We start from the raw sequence: 14387 nt of genomic DNA, 5'->3' as shown, positions 1-14387 counted from the left end.
GGGGGGCGGAGGGGGGGGGGGGCGGCGGCGGGGGCCGCCGCGATCGGCCGCCGGGCCGGCATCGGGGCGGCGCACAGGGGCCCGCGGCGGCGACCGCTCGCGGCGACGACCGGCGCGCGGCATCCGCACGACGCGCCGCGGCGCACGCGACGCGCGACGAGTGGGTGTTCGAGGGCAGCGGGCGCGCGGTCGAGTACGTGGCCGGGCGCCGGTGGGAGGTCTCGGCGACGGGCTTCTGGCAAGCGCATCACGGTGCGGCGCAACGGTATTCGGACCTGATCGCGGAATGGTCGGAACTCGGGCCCGGTGGCCGGGCGTGGGATCTCTACAGTGGCGCCGGGGTGTTCGCCGCGCGGCTCGCCGAGCGGGCCGGGCGCACCGGCGTGGTGCTCGCGGTGGAATCCGCGCGGCCCGCCGTCGCGGACGGCGCCGCCGCGTTACGCGACCTGCCCTGGGTGGAACTGCGGGCCCAGCGGGTGGAGCGCTGGGTGCTCGAGCACGTCGGTGCGGCCGCCCCGGACGTCGTCGTGCTCGATCCGCCGCGCGCGGGGGCGGGCAAAGAGGTGGTCGGCGCGGTCACCGCCAGCGGGCCGGCGCGGATCATCCACGTAGGCTGCGATCCCGCCGCGTTCGCCCGCGATCTCGGCCTGTATCAGGCGGCGGGCTACCGGCTCGCCGATCTGCGCGCCTTCGACGCCTTCCCCGCGACGCACCACGTGGAAAGCCTCGCGCTGTTGGAGCGCTGAGCGGTCAGTCCTCGTAGACCGGGGGCCTGCGGTCCTTACGGGCGCGGATCGCTTCGTCGAAATTGCCGGTGGTGAGGCGGACGTACAGCTGGGCCGTGCCCTCGTGCTGCATGTGCGATTCGAATCCGCCCGCCTCCATGCCGCTCCACAACATGCGCTTGGTGAGCTCGGTGCCCACCCGGCTGAAGCCGATGATGCGCTCGGCGAGGTCATAGCAGGTGTCCAGCAGTTTCGCCGCCGGAACCGTGCGGGATACCAGGCCGATTCGCTCGGCTTCGGTCGCGTCGACGTCGCGGCCGGACAACATGATCTCGAACGCCCTCGACGCGCCGACCGCGCGGGGCAGCAGATAGCTGAGGCCCAGTTCGGCGGAGGTGAGGCCGTTGTTGATGCCCGCGGCGCGGAAGTACGCGTCCTCGGCGGCGATCCGGATGTCGGTGCCGACGGCCAGGCACAGCCCGCCGCCGATGGCCGCGCCGTTGACCGCCGCGATCACCGGCTGGTGCATCCGCCGCAGCGTGATCAGCACGTCGTTGAGCAGATCCATCGACCGGCGCGCGACACTGGTGACGGTCAGCCCGTCGACGTTCGGCACCTTTCCCGCGCCGGTCAGGTCGGCTCCCGAGCAGAAACCGTGTCCCGCCCCGGTCAGCACGACGACCCGCACGTCGTTGTCGGCGCGCACACCCTCCAGCGCCTCGCGCAGCGGGATCATCACGTCGAACGCCATCGCGTTCATCCGTTCGGGCCGATTGAGCGTCACCAGGGCGATATGGGGCCGTGGTTTGTCGATGAGCACGAACGACATGCGACCTCCTGAGCGGTGACAACCTCAATATAGGCACGCCGGGCGCGGCGCAGCGGTGAATCGCGCTCGGCGCCCGCCGGATCCGGGTCGGGTCGCCGGACCGCACAATTAGAGTCACCGCCATGACCGTGTACGCAATCGCGCAACTGAAGTTCACCGACCGCGCCGCCTACGATCGCTACCAGGCGCGCTTCCTCGACGTCTTCGTCCGCTACTCCGGGACGCTGCTGGCCGCAGACGAGTCCCCGCAGACCATCGAGGGCGTCACCGATCGCGAGAAGGTGGTGCTGATCTCCTTCCCGGACGAGCCGTCCTTCCGCGCCTGGGCCGAATCGCCGGAGTATCAGGAGATCTCGAAGGATCGGCACGCCGGAGCGGACACGGTCACCCTGCTGGTGCGAGGTCTCGGTCACGGGTCGTGAACCGGCATTCGGGCACGATGGAACCATGATCCATCACGTCCACAACCGGGTGGAATTCCTCGCGGACCGATCCGGGGGAGCACCAGGGCCGGACGCCGTCAGTCCAGCTGCCAAGTGACGCGGAGGTCCGCGGAGATCTCGCTCTCGCCCAGCTCGACCGGGATGGCGACGGCACGGTAGGCCTCCATCGGAGCGGCCATCGCCTGTGCGCGCGGAACCGGAGGCGCCGCGGCGGTGTCCTCGGTGATCTCCACGACGTCGCCGAGGGAGCGCCGCGCCCGCCGGGCGTACTGCTCGCCCTTGGCGAGGGCGTTGTCCCACGCGGCGTCGCGGGCGCGGGTGAGCAGGGATTCCAGGTCGGCGAAGGTGAGGACCAGACCACCGAGGCGGACGTCGTCACCGCCCGCCTCGACGCAGTTGGCGATGATCGTGCCCGGGCCGGGATCGGCCTGCTCGCCGATATCGCGCAACGCGACCGTCAGCGATGTGCTCGCGAGGTATCCCGTGATGCGGTTGCCCTGTCCCTCGGTCCACACCGTCTCGGTCTGTACCGACAGTCCGCTGGTGGCGATGTCCGCGCCGTCGACCCCGTCGGAGCGCAGCGACCGCGCGACCGCGGCCACGCGCTCACCGGCCCGGCTGTAGGCGAGCGCGACCTTGCTCGCGCGCGATTCGACGGAGACCGTCACCCGCATCAGATCGGGGACGGCGCCGGCGGTGCCGTGTCCGTAGGTGGTGACAGTGCCCGCGTGCGAATCGGTGTTCGTGCCCAACTGAGCTCTCCTCGTCGATCGCTGTCGATCCGTACCGCACCATCGTGCCCGCTTCAGTAGTCGCCGCCGCGGGCCGCGATCGCCCGCACCGCCGCGTCGATCTGCGTGAAGGCTTCGGCGGCCAGCTGTTCGAGCAGCGCGAGCTTCAGCCCGGGCGCTTGCCGGGTGAGCCGATCGAACCGTTCGGGGGTAAGCACCGCGACGCACACCTCGGTCTCCGCCAGTACCTCGTTCCCGAACGGTGTTCCGACCAGCATCGGAATCTCCCCGAACGACATCCCGGCCGACAGGCTGAGCAGCCGGTGCGTGCGTCCGTCGGTGCCTTCGACCGTCAGGCGCACGCGGCCCTCGAGGATCAGGTAGAGACCCGAGCGCGCGCTGCCGCGTTCGGCGATCACCGCCCCGCGCGCGAACGTGCGCACCCGGAACTGCTCCACCAGGCGGGATCGCTCGTCGGCGGCGAGGCCGGCCAACGCCGGGTGACTCTCGATGCCGAACGACGCGCGGGCGGCCTCGCCGGCGGGGCGATGATTCGCGAGCACGATGTTCTCGCACCACTCGGTAGCGGTGTCGCGATCGATGAACACCGGCCCCCTCGGATCGTCCGGATCGATGCCGGAATCCGGCGAGCGCAGTCGCGCGTCGGGATCGACCAGCGCCACTCGGACACCCGCCGACAACTGCTCGAGTCGCAGGTCATCGATCTGGCGGAAATAGCGATCGACCGCCTCGTCCGGGTCGGCGTCGAGGATGCCGAACGAGCGCAGCATGTAGCCGATGGCGCGATTGCGGTACCCGGTGCGCGCCTCGGAGGCGTAGACCGCCTCGTTCACGGTGAGCTCGCGCCCGGCGAAGCTCGAGTAGCAGCGCCGGATCCGCTCGAAGCGGTCGGCGGGGTCGCGGCCGTCGATCAGCGAGGCGGCGGTGATCGCGCCCGCGTTGATCATCGGGTTGCGCGGCCGCGCGGTCACCGGGTCCAGGCTGATCTCGTTGAACGGCTCACCGGATGGCTCGACGTCGATGCGCTCGGCGACCGCGTCCGGCCCCCGGTCGGCCAGCGCGAGGGCGTAGGTGAACGGCTTGGAGATGGACTGGATGGTGAACCCGGTCCGGACATCGCCCGCGCCGTAGATCCGGCCGTCGGCGGTGGCCAGGCAGATGGCGAACGAATCCGGTTGCACCGCGGCGAGTTCCGGGATGTAGTCCGCCAGTGTTCCGGAGCGGTCGTCCCGGCAACGCCGGTGGACGTCGTCGACGATCCGTGCCACCACGCCGGGTTCGATTCTCCGCGAGACCACTTGCTCGGGCCGGGCCACCCTGCCACTCTAGGCCGGGTACCGTATGTCGAGGCTCACATTTCGACGCCATGTCGGTTGGTGTGACCGTTCTCGTGCGGGAGCACCGGCCGCCGCTCCGTAGACTGATCGGATCAGATGCGCTATCCGGAGGGAGCTAGTTCAGGTGGGAGTGCTTTCCCGGGTCGACACGCCCGATGATCTGCGCCGGCTGACCGTGCCGCAGGTGCGCGAGCTGGCGGAGGAGGTCCGCGAGTTCCTGGTGCGCAAAGTCGCCGCGACCGGCGGGCACCTCGGCCCGAACCTCGGTGTGGTCGAACTCACCATCGCCCTGCACCGGATCTTCGACTCGCCGGCCGACCCGTTGATCTTCGACACCGGCCACCAGGCCTATGTGCACAAGATCCTGACCGGGCGCAAAGACCAGTTCGACTCGCTGCGCAAACAGGGCGGCCTGTCCGGCTACCCGAGCCGGGCCGAGAGCGCGCACGACTGGGTGGAGTCCTCGCACGCCTCGGCGGCGCTGTCCTACGCGGACGGCCTGGCGAAGGCGTTCGCGCTGAGCGGGCAGGACCGGCACGTGGTCGCGATCGTCGGCGACGGCGCGCTCACCGGCGGCATGTGCTGGGAGGCGCTGAACAACATCGCCGCATCCGACCGTCCGGTGGTCGTCGTGGTGAACGACAACGGCCGCTCCTACGCGCCCACCATCGGCGGTCTGGCCGAGCGGCTGACCGCGCTGCGCACCCAGCCCGCCTACGAGCACGCCCTGGACGCGGGCAAGCGCATCCTCAAGAGCATCCCCAGGGTGGGCGAATCGGCGTACTCGATGGTGCACGCGGTGAAGGCGGGCATCAAGGACGCGGTCAGCCCCCAGGAACTGTTCAGCGACCTCGGCCTGAAGTACGTCGGGCCGGTGGACGGCCACGACGTCGGCGCGCTCGAGGCCGCGCTGCGCCGGGCCAAGGACTTCGGCGGCCCCGTCGTGGTGCACGCGGTGACGCAGAAGGGCCGCGGCTACGCGCCCGCCGAGAACCATGTCGCCGACCAGATGCACGCCTGCGATCCCATCGACCCGCTCACCGGCGTCCCGGTCGGGGGTCCGAAGGCGCGCGGATGGACCTCGGTGTTCTCCGAGGAGTTGATCGCGCACGCCGAGCGCCGCGCCGACATCGTCGCCATCACCGCGGCGATGCCGGGCCCGACCGGACTGGCGGCGTTCGGGGAGCGCTTCCCGGACCGCATGTTCGACGTCGGCATCGCCGAACAGCACGCCATGGCCTCCGCCGCGGGCCTCGCGCTCGGCGGCATGCACCCGGTGGTGGCGATCTACTCGACCTTCCTCAATCGCGCCTTCGACCAGCTGCTGATGGACGTGGCGCTGCTGAAGCAGCCGGTCACCGTGGTACTGGACCGCGCGGGCATCACCGGCTCCGACGGCGCCAGCCACAACGGCATGTGGGATCTGTCGGTCCTCGGGATCATCCCCGGCATCCGGGTCGCCGCCCCGCGCGACGCCGCGACGCTGCGGGAGGAACTGGCCGAGGCGCTGGCCGTCAGCGACGGACCCACCGCGCTGCGTTTCCCGAAAGGCAGTGTCGCCGAGGACGTCTCCGCGGTCGAACGGCTGGACGGCATCGACGTGCTGCGGATGGCCGAGCCGGACGGCGGATCGGTGCAGGCGGTGCACGGCGACGTGCTGCTCGTCGCGGTGGGCTCGTTCGCGGGCACGGCGCTGGAGGCGGCGAATCTGCTGGATTCCGAAGGCGTCTCGGTCACCGTCATCGACCCGCGCTGGGTGCTGCCGGTCTCCGACGCGCTGCTGAAACTCGCGGAGAACTACCGGCTCGTGGTCACGCTGGAAGACGGTGGCCTGCACGGCGGCATCGGTTCCACGGTGTCGGCCCGGCTGCGCAACTCCGGGCTGGACATCCCGACCCGCGATCTCGGTGTGCCGCAACAGTTCCTGGACCATGCCTCGCGCGGTGAGGTCCACGCCGAACTCGGCCTCACCGGCCCGGACATCGCCCGCCGGATCAGCGGGTGGCTGGCCGCTCGCTGACGCAGGAGCCACGGGCGAGCCGACGGAGCGGGCGCTAGTCCGACGGCGGCAACGCCGCGGCCAGTCGCGGGACGTCGAGTTCCCGCTGCCACGGCCGGGCGCCGCCGGACTTCAGGAATCCGTCGACGGCGGAGGGCTCCACCACCTCGTAGTCGGGCAGTCCGTCCCAGCACAGGCGGCGAACCAGATCCGGCGCGAGCAGGTTCTCCACCGGGATCGCGTGCTGCGCCGACAGGTCGGCCATGGCGGCTCGTGCCCGGGTCAGGCGCGCCGCCGCGGCCGGGTCGCGGCGCTCCCAGCGGTTGACCGGCGGCGGGCCGTCGAACGGCTGGGTGAGCGGCGGGAGGTCGCTGTCGGGCAACGTACGGCCGCGCTCGATCGCGGCGAGCCATTCGCGGGAGTACCGGCGCTGGCGCGGACCGCCGAACACCGGCAAGGTGCGCAACTGCGCGATGGACCTGGGTTCCGCGGCCGCCGCGGCGATGATCGCGGCGTCCGGGAGGATGCGGGCGGGCGCCACGTCGCGGGCACGGGCCAGCGCGTCCCTCGCGGTCCACAGCTCGCGCACCACCGCCAGTTGCCTGGTGCGGCGCAGGGTGTGGATGCCCGAGGTACGCCGCCACCGCTCGGCCTTCGGCGCGGGCGGCTCCAGGGTGCGAATGTGCTCGAATTCCTGTATCGCCCAATCCGTTTTGCCCTGCGCATCGAGTGCGTCGGCCACGGCGTCGCGCAGTTCGAGCAGCAGTTCCACGTCCAGTGCGGCGTAGTTCAGCCAGTCGGCGGGCAGCGGCCGGGTGGACCAGTCCGCCGCCCCGTGCCCCTTGCGCAGCGCGTGGCCCAACAGCCGCTCCACCATCGCGGCGAGCCCGACGCGCTCGAACCCAGCCAGACGTCCGCCGAGTTCGGTGTCGAACAGCCGGGCCGGGCGCAGACCCAGTTCGGCCAGGCCGGGAAGATCCTGGTCCGCGGAGTGCAGGACCCACTCCAGCCCGTTGATCGCGTCGGCCAGCGGGCCGAGGGCTTCGGTGACCGGGATCGGGTCGATGAGGAACGTGCCCGCGCCCGCACGGCGCAGCTGGATCAGATACGCGCGCGCCGAATAGCGGAACCCGGAGGCGCGCTCGGCGTCCACGGCCAGCGGGCCGGTGCCCGCGACCAGCCGGGCGGCGGCTGCGCTGATCTCGGCGGCGGTGTCCAGTACCGGTGGCACGCCCGCCACCGGCGCGAGCAGCGGCGTCGCGGCCGAGGGTTCGGATTCGTCTGGTACGGACATGGTGTTGAACTTTACGTGCCGACGCCACGGCGCCGCCGTCCTATCGGCGCATAAGTGTGTCGGCGAATCGGCGCGATGTGCCCCGCACCCCGGGCGAGGAGACTCCGGTGCAGGTCACGGCACGCCGACAGGCGTGCTCAGGGGTGATCGCCGGACAGGCCGGGCCGGATCTGCAGCTGGGTCACCCCGGCCGGCGGCAACCCCGCCGCGTAGGCCAGCACCTCGCAGAAAGCCTCCAGATGCGGGCGCATATCGGTGGTGACCGGCGTCCACGACGCGCGTATCTCCAGCTGATGGGCGCGCGGCGGGCCGGCGATGTCCCCGTAGCGCACCGAGCTGGTCGAGGTCACCGTGCCGCCGAGCGCGGTGAACGGCTCGGTGCGCGTCTCCAGCGCGTCCACCAGCCAGCTCCACGCCACCTCGGGCAGCAAAGGATCGGTGGCGAGCGCGGCGTCGATGTCGGCCTGGATGTAGGCGACCAGACGCAAGGTGCCGTGCCAGGTGTCGTCGCCGTCCGGATCGTGCAGCAGGATCAGCCTGCCGAACGCGTCGCCTTCGGAATCGGCCGGTACGACAGGGGTTTCCGGATGAGCGACCTCCGCGCCGATGGCGTAGGAGAACGGTGCGAGTCGTTGCGGGGGCCGGATGGGCGCGAGCTCGATCCGAGGGTGCACGGTAGCGGTGCCCATCGCCTCGACCGCGGCGCGAAACTGAGCTGGCTCGCCATGAGGTCCTTCGGTCGGTGCGGCGCCGTCGCGGAAGTCGAGCGGTGTCACGAATGCTGACGGTAGACCTTGTGCACCCGGCGCAGTCGGAGGCGCGCCGCTACGGGCCATGCGGCGTCCGTGCGGTCATCGCTGCCGCCTCCGCGTCCGCCCCTCCCGCCGGGCCCGCATACGATAGCCGTGATGAGCACTCATACCCGCCGCCGGTTGACCGATGCCCCGTTCCTGGCCGCCGCTACCGGCGCGACGCCCAGCAGGCGTCCGGTGTGGTTCATGCGCCAGGCCGGACGCTCGCTGCCCGAGTACCGCGAGGTGCGGGCGGGCATCGGGATGCTCGAATCCTGCTTCGATCCCGAGCTGGTGTGCGAGATCACCTTGCAGCCGATTCGCAGGCACGGCGTCGACGCCGCGATCCTGTTCTCCGACATCGTCGTTCCGCTGAAGGCGGCGGGGATCGACCTGGACATCGTGCCGGGCGTGGGGCCGGTGGTCGCCGCGCCGGTGCGGACGGTCGGCGACGTGCGCGGGCTGCCCCGGCTGCGCCCCGAGGAGGTCGGGGCGGTGACCGACGGCGTGCGCCTGCTGGTCGACGCACTGGGGGAGACGCCGCTGATCGGGTTCGCGGGCGCGCCGTTCACCCTCGCCTCCTACCTGGTCGAGGGCGGTCCGAGCAAGAACCACGAGCGCACCAAGGCGATGATGTACGCCGATCCGCGGACCTGGCACGAGCTGCTGGGCGTGCTCACCGACATCACCATCGCGTTCCTGCAGGCGCAGTTGGCGGCGGGCGTCGACGCGGTGCAATTGTTCGACTCCTGGGCGGGCGCCCTCTCACTGGCCGACTACCGCAATTTCGTGCTCCCGCATTCGGAGCGGGTGTTCGCCGAGATCGCCGAGGCGGGCGTGCCGCGCATCCACTTCGGTGTGGGGACCGGCGAGCTGCTCGGCGCCATGAGCGAGGCGGGCGCCGACGTGGTCGGCGTCGATTGGCGGGTACCGCTCACCGAGGCCGTCCGCCGCGTCGGGCCCGGAAAAGCGTTGCAGGGCAACCTCGATCCCGCCGTGCTGTTCGCCGGACCGCAAGCGATCGAGGAGCAGGCCCGGCGGATCGCGCGCGAAGCGGACGAGGCGATCACGCTCGGCGCCGCCGGGCACATCTTCAACCTGGGCCACGGGGTGCTGCCGGACACCGATCCGGGCGTGCTGACCGCTTTGGTGGAACTCGTCCACGAGCTGTAGCGCGGGCGAACGCGGGTAGGCCGCCACGGCAGCGAGCGCCGCGGTGCGGCGGCTGCGTCGAGAGGCTGAGTCAGGATCCGCCCGCTGTCGTCGCGGCGCCCGTGTCGGCGTACCCGGCCGCCAGGCCGACCCGCGTACCACGCGCCGCCGCCCGGCATCCATCCGCGAGCGGCCGAGGCGGTTCAGGCTCCCATCTGCCGAGTCGAGTCCGACCGGCAACCGTATCCGTCATCGCCGCGGGCATCGTGGACACAGTGTGTTCCGAGTCATCCGGGCGCCTACCGTTGGACGGCCGCCGTCGCGGTACGCGATACGGTCGAGGCATGCGTATCGCGGTGGTCGGCGGTGGGATCAGCGGGCTGGTGGCCGCGTATCGATTGCGGATGTCGCTCGGGCCGGATGCCGACGTACTCGTGCTCGATCGCGCCGAACGGGTCGGCGGCATCCTCTACACGGGCGAACTGGGCGGGGAGCCACTGGATCTCGGCGCGGAGGCGTTCGTCGGGCGACGGCCGGAGGTACCCGCCCTGCTGCGGGAACTCGGGCTCGAGTCGCAGCTGGTGACCCCGGCGGGTCTGCGGCCGTTGGTGTGGTCCGCAGGCACCGCGCACCCGCTGCCGGAGGGCACCTTGATGGGTGTCCCTGCGAACGCGGAGTCGATGCGCGGGCTGGTCGACGCCGAGACGCTGGCACGCATCGCCGCAGAACCCGACCGGCCGCTGGACTGGGAGCCCGGCTCCGACACCGACGTCTACCGACTGATCGCCGACCGCTTCGGCGCGCAGGTCGCCGAGCGCAGCGTGGACCCGCTGCTCGGCGGTGTGTACGCGGGCAGCTCCCGCTCCATCGGTGTCCGCGCCGCGCTGCCCACGCTCGCCGCCGCGCTGGACGACGGCGCGCCCAGTCTCACCGCCGCCGTCGGCGCCGCCCTGCCGCCGCCCTCGAACGCGCCGGTCTTCGGTGGCATCCGGGACGGCTACCGGGTCCTGCTCGAGGCGCTCGCCGAACGTTCCGGGGCGCGGTTCGTCACCGCGACGCCGGGCACGCGTCTGGCCAGAGGGCTGCGCGGTTGGGTGGTCGACCCGATCGGCGCCGTCGACGCGGTGGTGCTCGCCACCCCGGCGCCGGTGACCGCGCGACTGCTGACCGCCGTCGCCCCGGCCGCCGCCGCGGAACTGGCCGGTGTCGAACTCTCCTCGTCGGCGGTGGTCGCGCTGGCGCTGCCCCGCGAGACCGCCCTGCCACAGAACTCCGGCATCCTGGTGGCCACCGGAGAGCCGCTGCGGGCCAAAGCCTTCACCCTGTCCAGCCGCAAATGGACACATCTCGCACAACGTGAAACGGCGCTCGTCCGTGTCTCTTTCGGCAAGTTCGGCGACGACTCCCCGCTGTCCTGGCCCGACGCCGAACTCGTCGCCGCCGCCACCGCGGACCTGGCTACCGTCACCGGGGTCGCGATCGAGCCGGTCGAGGCCGTCGTACAGCGCTGGCCGGGTGGCCTCGCCCAGTACGCGCCCGGCCATCCGGCCCGCATCGCGGCCGTCGAAGCCGAGGTCGCGGCGCTGGACGGGCTGGCGGTGGCGGGCGCGTATCTGCACGGCGTCGGCGTACCCGCGTGCGTCGCCTCCGGCGCGGCCGCCGCACAGCGCATCGCGGCGGAGATTGGTGCGGGCACCGTACGCTGACCGTCGGGCGTCGCGGTCTTCACCATCGAGTCCGCCGACCCGGCTGCGCAGCTACCGGGATTCGCTCCGGGACAGTACGTTTCGGTCGGCGTGCGGTTTCTCGACGGTGCGCGCCAGTTGCGTCGGTACAGCCCGGTGGGCAAGCCGCACGACGGCGCGCTGTCGTTCGCTGTCGAGCGACTCGAGGCGGCCGGCGGCTGTCCCGCGGGCGAGGTGTCCTCCTGGCTGCACGAGCAGCTACGACCGGGTGACCCACTGCAGATCACCCTTCCGTTGGGTGACGTCGTCCTCGATACCGCGGCGGAGACACCGCTGGTGCTGATTTCCGCCGGCATCGGTGTGACCCCGACGATCGGCGTTCTGGATTATCTCGCCGCCCACGTCCCGGGCCGTCGCACGCTGGTCGTGCATGCCGACCGTGCGCCGCCGTACCCATCCGCTGCGTGATCGGCTCCTGGGACTCACTGCCCGGCTCGAACAGGCCGAGGTCGAGATCTGGTACGAGGAACCGACTCCCGGCGCCCGGCGCGGCCGGGCCGATCTCTCGGTGCTGAACGTGCCCGAGGACGCCGACGTATACGCCTGCGGTCCATCCGGGTCCCTGGGCGACATGCAACGCCAGTTGCGCGCCCTCGGTATCCCGGACGCCCGCGTGCACATCGAGCAGTTCACGCCCGGCGACGCGGGCGCTCCAGAGCGAGTGGCACGATAGTGCTATGGCGCGACTCGACTATCAGGCTCTCAACTCCACCATCCGCTACCTGATGTTCTCGGTCTTCCAGGTGCAGCCCGGAGTGCTGGGCGAGGACCGGGACGCGGCGACCAAGGAGGCCAAGGCGTTCTTCGACGGCCTGGCCGACCGCGACGTCGTGGTCCGCGGCATCTACGACGTGGCCGGGATGCGCGCCGACGCCGATTTCATGATCTGGACCCACGCCGAACGCGTCGAGGACCTGCAAGCCGCGTACGCCGACTTCCGCCGCACCACCGAGCTGGGACGGGCCAGTGCGCCGGTCTGGAGCAACGCGGCGCTGCACCGCCCCGCCGAGTTCAACAAGAGCCACATCCCGGCCTTCCTGGCCGGCGAGGAGGCGGGCGCCTACATCTGCGTGTACCCGTTCGTCCGGTCCTACGAGTGGTACCTGCTGCCCGACGAGGAGCGCCGCCGGATGCTGGCCGAACACGGCAAGGCCGCGCGCGGCTACCCGGACGTGCGGGCGAACACCGTCAGTTCGTTCGCGCTCGGCGACTACGAGTGGATCCTGGCCTTCGAGGCGCCCGAATTGCACCGGATCGTCGATCTGATGCGTGACCTGCGGGCCACCGACGCCCGGCGGCACGTGCGCGAAGAGATCCCGTTCTTCACCGGCCCCCGCGTGGAGATCGAGCAGCTGATCGCCGCTCTGCCCTGACGCTCCCTGCCCCGGTGCAGGCAAACGCTTGCCCGAAGTTTTCGGGGCATGCGCCGAGCGCCGGGGCTTCGTACGCTGCCCGTGAGCGTCGGGCTGGTTACTCCGCTGCGCTGTCCGAGGGGTGCAGTCGCAGGGCGATGGAGTTGATGCAGTAGCGCTTGTCGGTGGGCGTGTTGTACCCCTCGCCCTCGAACACGTGGCCGAGGTGGCTGTGGCAGTTCGCGCACAGCACTTCGACCCGATGCATGCCGAGCGAGTCGTCCGACCGGAGAATCACCGCGTCGGACGCGGCCGGATCGAAGAAGGACGGCCAGCCGCAGTGCGAGTCGAACTTCTCGGTGCTGCGGAACAGCTCGGTGCCGCAGGCCCGGCACACGTAGATGCCTTCGGTTTTGGTGTCGGTGTACTCGCCGGTGAACGGCCGCTCGGTAGCCGCCTCGCGCAGCACCGAGTACTCCTCGGGGTTCAGCTTCGACCGCCATTCCTGCGGCGAGAGCTGGATCCGCGGCGCGGGCAGGGACGTGTCGGCTTCGGAACTCATGGCTCCACGCTAATACGATTCTGCTCCGCGGGGGCCGAACCGTTTTGTGGCCTGTGGGTTTCCGCCGGGAGAGCCGCGGCGACCGGCGGCTGCGGCTGTTCGCCGCGCGGGTCCGGGGCGGAACTCATCCACGCGGGATCGATGCCGAACGGCAGCCTGCCTGCCCGCCGCGCGGCCAGATAGCGGTCGCCGAGCACGCAGAACACGACGATGAGCAGCAGGCCCCAGCCGAAGGTGATGCGCAGGTACTCCAGGTTGCGGCCGATGTGCTGCCAGCGGTCCGATAGCCACTTGTCGTAGCTCATGAACCCGAAGATCGCCAGCCAGGCTGGCCAGTTGCGCAGCACCGAGTTGCGCAGCACGACGGTCATCAGGAAGGGGAACAGCATCATCGAGTAGTACATCTGCCCCAGCGAGCTGAGCAGGAACGAGGCCGTCAGCAGCACGCCGGAGGAGGTGCAGACGAAGAACAGTTCGTCCTCGCGGTAGTAGCGGTACAGCAGCCACAGCGAGATCAGCACGAGCACGCCGAGCGCCACGCGCATGCCCCAGGTCAGCCACGGCGGCAGTCCGTAGTACTCGCCGTTGCCGACGATGGCGCTGTTGAAGTAGTCGCGGGATTCGAAGAGGTAGGGCGCGGTGCGGGTGATGAACTTCTCCGGATCCTTCACCAGCGGCCAGGCGATCGCGGTCAGTGCCAGCGGCACGCCGAGCGCCGTCACGAACACTTTCCACTGCCCGCGCGCGAGCGCGATCAACAGCAACGGAGCCAGGGTCGGTTTGACCGCGATACTCAATCCGAGCGCGGCGCCCGCCCAGAGGTCGCGCCGCTTCAGCAGCAGGTGGATGAAGATCAGTTCCGCCAGCAGCACGCAGCCGTTGACGTTGGTGAACACCAGCGTGTTGATCACGGTCTCGGAGGAGAACATCGCCAGCAGCAGCGCGGGCGCGGCGACCGAATTCAGGGTGTACCGGAACAGCCGCAGCAACAGGTACCAGGCGATGAGAATCGCGATCGCGTTGAGGGCGATGAACAGCCAGCGCGACTTCTCGTAGTCGATGGCGGCGATCGGCGCGATCAGCAGGGTGCCGCTGGGCGGGTACAGGTAGTGCGGGTCCACCGAGTCGAAATTCGCGGTGTAGACCGGCCGCCCGTTCAGGAAGTCGAACGACGCCTGGTAGACAGGCCTGTAGTCGTCGGTGATGAAGCCGTTGACAGCCTTGATGAAAACCCGGTTCAGCACGGTCATGACCGCCAGGGGCCAGAGCGCGAACTTGATCACCTCGGCGGTGGTGCGAGCGGTCCTGGGCTCGAGCTGTCGAAGGAACACTGGGGCACGGTACACCGGATGGGTTACCGGCGGTTGGCCGGACCTGTCGGACGCGCCGCTCGAACGGCTCCGCAT

General features: G+C 70.9%; 15 protein-coding genes and 1 pseudogene. 8 read left to right on the top strand and 8 right to left on the bottom strand.

Annotated elements, in window-relative coordinates:
* On the top strand, positions 1-746 hold a 746-nt coding region (locus tag ACWEH3_RS19310), incomplete at its 5' end, for a class I SAM-dependent RNA methyltransferase (protein WP_452358364.1).
* A 4-nt stretch (positions 747-750) separates the two neighbouring features.
* On the opposite strand, the gene ACWEH3_RS19305 is transcribed toward ACWEH3_RS19310, so the two are convergent.
* Entirely contained in the window at positions 751-1554 is an 804-nt protein-coding gene (locus ACWEH3_RS19305) for an enoyl-CoA hydratase (protein WP_450026597.1), read from the bottom strand.
* Between the two features lie 122 nt (positions 1555-1676).
* On the opposite strand from ACWEH3_RS19305, the gene ACWEH3_RS19300 reads away from it, so the two are divergent.
* Positions 1677-1976, top strand: a complete 300-nt coding sequence (locus ACWEH3_RS19300; protein ID WP_356961586.1) for a DUF1330 domain-containing protein — start codon at positions 1677-1679, stop codon at positions 1974-1976.
* 98 nt (positions 1977-2074) lie between these two features.
* On the opposite strand, the gene ACWEH3_RS19295 is transcribed toward ACWEH3_RS19300, so the two are convergent.
* From ACWEH3_RS19295 to ACWEH3_RS19285, 3 genes and pseudogenes are all read right to left on the bottom strand, one after another.
* Positions 2075-2749 (bottom strand): SIMPL domain-containing protein, encoded by a 675-nt coding sequence (locus ACWEH3_RS19295; RefSeq protein ID WP_450026595.1) that lies wholly within the window; start codon positions 2747-2749, stop codon positions 2075-2077.
* 53 nt (positions 2750-2802) lie between these two features.
* The gene (locus tag ACWEH3_RS19290; protein WP_450026599.1) at positions 2803-3171 is read right to left on the bottom strand and encodes a Crp/Fnr family transcriptional regulator; all 369 of its coding nucleotides are present in this window, start codon (positions 3169-3171) and stop codon (positions 2803-2805) included.
* Between the two features lie 282 nt (positions 3172-3453).
* Positions 3454-4020, bottom strand: a pseudogene (locus tag ACWEH3_RS19285) (glutaminase); the annotation flags it as partial.
* Positions 4021-4210: 190 nt separating this feature from the next.
* Between ACWEH3_RS19285 and dxs the strand changes: the two are divergent.
* Positions 4211-6106 carry a 1-deoxy-D-xylulose-5-phosphate synthase gene (gene dxs, locus ACWEH3_RS19280; RefSeq protein ID WP_450026593.1) on the top strand — a complete coding sequence of 632 codons (1896 nt, stop codon included), beginning with the start codon at positions 4211-4213 and terminating at the stop codon, positions 6104-6106.
* Between the two features lie 34 nt (positions 6107-6140).
* Here dxs and ACWEH3_RS19275 read toward each other — a convergent pair whose 3' ends face one another.
* Both ACWEH3_RS19275 and ACWEH3_RS19270 read right to left on the bottom strand, forming a co-directional pair.
* Positions 6141-7379, bottom strand: a complete 1239-nt coding sequence (locus tag ACWEH3_RS19275; protein ID WP_452358363.1) for an HRDC domain-containing protein — start codon at positions 7377-7379, stop codon at positions 6141-6143.
* Between the two features lie 137 nt (positions 7380-7516).
* A complete protein-coding gene (locus ACWEH3_RS19270) occupies positions 7517-8155 on the bottom strand; it encodes a DUF3000 domain-containing protein (RefSeq protein ID WP_450026770.1) in 639 nt (212 codons plus the stop codon).
* 132 nt (positions 8156-8287) lie between these two features.
* Here ACWEH3_RS19270 and hemE point away from each other — a divergent pair, with 132 nt between their 5' ends.
* From hemE to hemQ, 5 genes are all read left to right on the top strand, one after another.
* Positions 8288-9343 carry a uroporphyrinogen decarboxylase gene (gene hemE, locus ACWEH3_RS19265; protein ID WP_450026772.1) on the top strand — a complete coding sequence of 352 codons (1056 nt, stop codon included), beginning with the start codon at positions 8288-8290 and terminating at the stop codon, positions 9341-9343.
* Between the two features lie 323 nt (positions 9344-9666).
* Positions 9667-11028 (top strand): protoporphyrinogen oxidase, encoded by a 1362-nt coding sequence (locus ACWEH3_RS19260; protein WP_452358362.1) that lies wholly within the window; start codon positions 9667-9669, stop codon positions 11026-11028.
* 24 nt (positions 11029-11052) lie between these two features.
* Positions 11053-11475 carry an FAD-binding oxidoreductase gene (locus ACWEH3_RS19255; RefSeq protein ID WP_450021986.1) on the top strand — a complete coding sequence of 141 codons (423 nt, stop codon included), beginning with the start codon at positions 11053-11055 and terminating at the stop codon, positions 11473-11475.
* Entirely contained in the window at positions 11438-11740 is a 303-nt protein-coding gene (locus ACWEH3_RS19250) for a hypothetical protein (protein WP_450021902.1), read from the top strand. Before ACWEH3_RS19255 ends, ACWEH3_RS19250 begins: the two co-directional genes overlap by 38 nt.
* A 4-nt stretch (positions 11741-11744) precedes the next feature.
* Positions 11745-12440, top strand: coding sequence for a hydrogen peroxide-dependent heme synthase (gene hemQ / locus ACWEH3_RS19245; protein ID WP_355070401.1), 696 nt, complete (start codon positions 11745-11747; stop codon positions 12438-12440).
* Positions 12441-12537: 97 nt separating this feature from the next.
* Here hemQ and msrB read toward each other — a convergent pair whose 3' ends face one another.
* Together msrB and ACWEH3_RS19235 are read right to left on the bottom strand one after the other, a co-directional pair.
* Entirely contained in the window at positions 12538-12981 is a 444-nt protein-coding gene (msrB, locus tag ACWEH3_RS19240) for a peptide-methionine (R)-S-oxide reductase MsrB (protein WP_450021905.1), read from the bottom strand.
* Positions 12978-14387, bottom strand: a complete 1410-nt coding sequence (locus ACWEH3_RS19235) for a glycosyltransferase family 87 protein (RefSeq protein WP_450021907.1) — start codon at positions 14385-14387, stop codon at positions 12978-12980. The genes msrB and ACWEH3_RS19235 overlap by 4 nt, the downstream gene beginning before the upstream one ends.

It is taken from the genome of Nocardia sp. NPDC004718 (genome assembly GCF_053601535.1).
Note: the sequence above shows the minus strand (reverse complement) of the source record. Positions and strands in the feature narration are given on the sequence as shown.

Coding starts and splice junctions, on each gene's coding strand:
- ACWEH3_RS19305 (WP_450026597.1), bottom strand. CDS start 1,554: ATGTCGTTCGTGCTCATCGACAAACCACGGCCCCATATCGCCCTGGTG.
- ACWEH3_RS19300 (WP_356961586.1), top strand. CDS start 1,677: ATGACCGTGTACGCAATCGCGCAACTGAAGTTCACCGACCGCGCCGCC.
- ACWEH3_RS19275 (WP_452358363.1), bottom strand. CDS start 7,379: ATGTCCGTACCAGACGAATCCGAACCCTCGGCCGCGACGCCGCTGCTC.
- hemE (WP_450026772.1), top strand. CDS start 8,288: ATGAGCACTCATACCCGCCGCCGGTTGACCGATGCCCCGTTCCTGGCC.
- ACWEH3_RS19260 (WP_452358362.1), top strand. CDS start 9,667: ATGCGTATCGCGGTGGTCGGCGGTGGGATCAGCGGGCTGGTGGCCGCG.
- ACWEH3_RS19250 (WP_450021902.1), top strand. CDS start 11,438: ATGCCGACCGTGCGCCGCCGTACCCATCCGCTGCGTGATCGGCTCCTG.
- hemQ (WP_355070401.1), top strand. CDS start 11,745: ATGGCGCGACTCGACTATCAGGCTCTCAACTCCACCATCCGCTACCTG.
- msrB (WP_450021905.1), bottom strand. CDS start 12,981: ATGAGTTCCGAAGCCGACACGTCCCTGCCCGCGCCGCGGATCCAGCTC.
- ACWEH3_RS19235 (WP_450021907.1), bottom strand. CDS start 14,387: ATGCGGAGCCGTTCGAGCGGCGCGTCCGACAGGTCCGGCCAACCGCCG.